Here is a 3527-nt window from a genome sequence, read left to right on the forward strand (position 1 = left end):
GCAGGGGGGACCCTGTGGGAGAGTAGGACGCCGCCGAACAATCATTGTGGGAAGGCCCCGCACCTCTGGTGCGGGGCCTTTCTGCGTTCCGGGCCTTTCTGCTCTCACCCCTGTGCATCCGGTCGTCCGTGCTGAGGGTAAGGTCAGGGAGCATCGTCGGCACGTTCCACACAGGAGGCCCCCGGGTGGAGGTCCAGGAGACCCGCGTTCAGACGGACCGGGTACTCACCATCCCCAACGTCCTCAGCATGGCGCGTCTTGCCGGTGTGCCGCTCTTCCTTTGGCTGATCCTCCGCCCCGAGTTCGGCGGACCCAAGAGTGACGGCTGGGCTCTGCTCGTCCTGATGTTGAGCGGCGTCAGCGACTATCTCGACGGCAAGCTCGCACGGCGCTGGAACCAGATCAGCAGTCTGGGGCGACTTCTCGACCCGGCCGCCGACCGGCTGTACATCCTGTCCACCCTTGTCGGTCTCACCTGGCGCGAGATCCTGCCACTGTGGCTGACCGCGGCGCTTTTGGCCCGGGAACTGATGCTCCTGGTGATGGTGGGAATCCTCCGCCGGCACGGCTATCCGCCTCCGCAGGTGAACTTCCTGGGCAAGGCGGCCACCTTCAACCTCATGTACGCGTTCCCGCTGCTACTGCTCAGTGACGGAACGGGGTGGCTTGCGTCACTCGGTGCTATTTTCGGATGGGCCTTCGCCGGATGGGGTACAACTCTGTATTGGTGGGCAGGGATCCTGTATGTGGTCCAAGTCCGCCGCCTCGTCAAGGCGGACGCAGTCGCCGATTGACCCGTCGATGCGGAGCCGTGCAGCGTTGCCGGCCGCGGATGACCCACGAGGGCCTCTTTGGACGGGTTGAGTCGGCCAGACCGTCATCTCGTCAAGGAGGACGCTTCCGACATGAAGGCCGTCGTGATGGCCGGTGGCGAAGGTACGCGACTTCGCCCCATGACCTCGAGCATGCCCAAGCCGCTCCTGCCGGTGGCAAACCGCCCCATCATGGAGCACGTGCTTCGGCTGCTCAAGCGGCATGGGCTCAATGAGACCGTCGTAACCGTGCAGTTTCTCGCTTCACTGGTCAGGAACTACTTCGGTGATGGCGAAGAGCTCGGAATGGAGCTCACCTATGCCAATGAGGAGAAGCCGCTCGGCACCGCGGGGAGTGTGAAGAATGCCGAGGAAGCGCTGAAGGACGACGCCTTCCTCGTCATTTCCGGTGATGCCCTCACCGATTTCGATCTGACCGACCTGATCGCCTTCCACAAGGAGAAGGGCGCGATGGTCACGGTGTGTCTGACCCGTGTGCCGAATCCTCTGGAATTCGGTATCACCATCGTGGACGAGGAAGGAAAGGTCGAGCGCTTCCTCGAGAAGCCGACCTGGGGTCAGGTTTTCTCGGACACCGTGAACACCGGTATCTATGTGATGGAGCCCGAGGTCTTCGACTACGTCGAGGCCGATGTGTCCGTTGACTGGTCCGGTGATGTCTTCCCGCAGCTCATGAAGGAAGGCAAGCCCATCTACGGCTATATCGCCGAGGGCTACTGGGAGGACGTGGGCACGCACGAGAGCTATGTGAAGGCCCAGGCCGATGTGCTCGAGGGCAAGGTCGACGTCGACATCGACGGTTTCGAGATCTCGCCCGGCGTCTGGGTCGCGGAGGGTGCCGAGGTGCACCCGGACGCCGTCCTGCGTGGTCCGCTCTTCGTCGGCGACTACGCCAAGGTCGAGGCCGGCGCGGAGATCCGCGAGCATACGGTCATCGGGTCCAACGTCGTCGTCAAGAGCGGCGCGTTCCTTCACAAGGCCGTCATCCACGACAACGTCTACATCGGCGAGCACTGCAACCTTCGTGGCTGTGTGATCGGCAAGAACACCGACATCATGCGCGCTGCCCGGATCGAGGACGGCGCGGTCATCGGCGACGAGTGCCTCGTCGGTGAAGAATCGATCGTCCAGGGCAATGTACGGGTCTACCCGTTCAAGACCATCGAGGCCGGCGCATTCGTCAACACCTCGGTCATCTGGGAGTCCCGCGGTCAGGCGCACCTCTTCGGCGCCCGGGGTGTCACCGGCATCCTGAACGTCGAGATCACCCCGGAGCTGGCCGTGCGGTTGGCCGGTGCGTACGCGACGACCCTGAAGAAGGGGTCCACCGTCACCACGGCACGTGACCACTCGCGTGGTGCCCGTGCCCTCAAGCGGGCGGTGATCTCGGCGCTCCAGGCGAGCGCCATCGACGTACGCGACCTGGAGAACGTGCCGCTGCCCGTCGCCCGCCAGCAGACGGCGCGCGGCAGTGCCGGCGGCATCATGATCCGTACGTCGCCGGGTGTACCGGACTCCGTCGACATCATGTTCTTCGACGAGCGTGGTGCCGACCTGTCGCAGGCCGGGCAGCGGAAGCTGGACCGGGTGTACGCGCGCCAGGAGTACCGGCGTGCCTTCCCCGGTGAGATCGGCGACCTGCACTTCCCCGCCAGCGTCTTCGACTCGTACACCGGATCCCTGCTGCGCAACGTCGACATCACGGGGATCCCCGAGTCGAACCTGAAGGTCGTCATCGACGCCTCCAACGGCAGTTCCGGACTCGTCCTTCCCAGCCTGCTGGGACGGCTGGGTGTGGACGCGCTGACGATCAACCCCGGGCTCGACGAGTCCAGGCCGACCGAGTCGGCCGACACACGCCGGTCCGGGATGGTGCGCCTCGGCGAGATCGTGGCCTCGGCGCGGGCCGCCTTCGGGGTGCGCTTCGACCCGGTCGGTGAGCGGCTCTCCCTCGTCGACGAGCGCGGCCGCATCATCGAGGACGACCGGGCGCTGCTGGTGATGCTGGACCTCGTCGCGGCGGAACGGCGCAGCGGGCGGGTGGCTCTGCCGGTCACGACGACGAGGATCGCCGAGCAGGTGGCGGCTTACCACGGCACCCAGGTGGAGTGGACGACGACCTCGCCCGACGACCTGACGCGGGTCGGCCGCGAAGAGACGACGATCTTCGGTGGTGACGGCCGTGGTGGCTTCATCATTCCGGAGTTCAGCAGTGTCTTCGACGGTTCGGCGGCTCTGGTGCGGCTGGTGGGCCTCGTGGCCCGGACGCAGCTCACGCTGAGCCAGATCGACGCCCGGATCCCGAAGGCGCATGTGCTCAAGCGCGACCTCGCGACGCCGTGGGCCGTGAAGGGACTCGTCATGCGCCGGGTCGTCGAAGCGGCCGGCGACCGGCATGTGGACACCACCGACGGTGTGCGCGTCGTGGAGGCGGACGGCCGCTGGGTCATGGTGCTGCCGGACCCGTCCGAGGCTGTCACTCATTTGTGGGCAGAAGGCCCCGATGACGCTTCGGCGCAGGCTCTGCTCGACGAGTGGGCCGCCGTGGTGGACAGCGCAGCCCCCAGAGCGGCCGCGTCGGGACCGTGACCGCTGACATCGCCGATGACCGCGACGAGGTTGCCCACGCCGGCCAGGACGCCGTTGCCGCGGTACTCGGGATAGGTCAGCGTGCGGTCGTCCAGCACCGTGACG

2 protein-coding genes and 1 pseudogene are annotated in these 3527 nt (G+C 66.2%); 2 read left to right on the forward strand and 1 reads right to left on the reverse strand.

The genetic code is table 11. From position 1 onward, the window contains the following. Nucleotides 1-185: 185 nt before the first annotated feature. Together clsA and ABTX78_RS36010 are read left to right on the forward strand one after the other, a co-directional pair. Complete coding sequence (clsA, locus tag ABTX78_RS36005) at nucleotides 186-794, forward strand: cardiolipin synthase ClsA (protein WP_352210968.1); 609 nt, start codon at nucleotides 186-188, stop codon at nucleotides 792-794. Nucleotides 795-905: 111 nt separating this feature from the next. After that, nucleotides 906-3422 (forward strand): sugar phosphate nucleotidyltransferase, encoded by a 2517-nt coding sequence (locus ABTX78_RS36010; RefSeq protein WP_352210969.1) that lies wholly within the window; start codon nucleotides 906-908, stop codon nucleotides 3420-3422. A gap of 26 nt (nucleotides 3423-3448) precedes the next feature. On the opposite strand, the pseudogene ABTX78_RS36015 reads toward ABTX78_RS36010, so the two are convergent. Continuing rightward, nucleotides 3449-3527: pseudogene (locus ABTX78_RS36015) on the reverse strand (pyridoxamine 5'-phosphate oxidase family protein); the annotation flags it as partial.

Origin of the sequence: Streptomyces sp. NPDC096193, from assembly GCF_040302905.1 — a bacterium.
GTDB lineage: Bacteria > Actinomycetota > Actinomycetes > Streptomycetales > Streptomycetaceae > Streptomyces.

What these genes read in the sequence shown, in the direction of transcription:
- ABTX78_RS36010 (WP_352210969.1), top strand. Translation starts at nt 906, where the DNA reads ATGAAGGCCGTCGTGATGGCCGGTGGCGAAGGTACGCGACTTCGCCCC.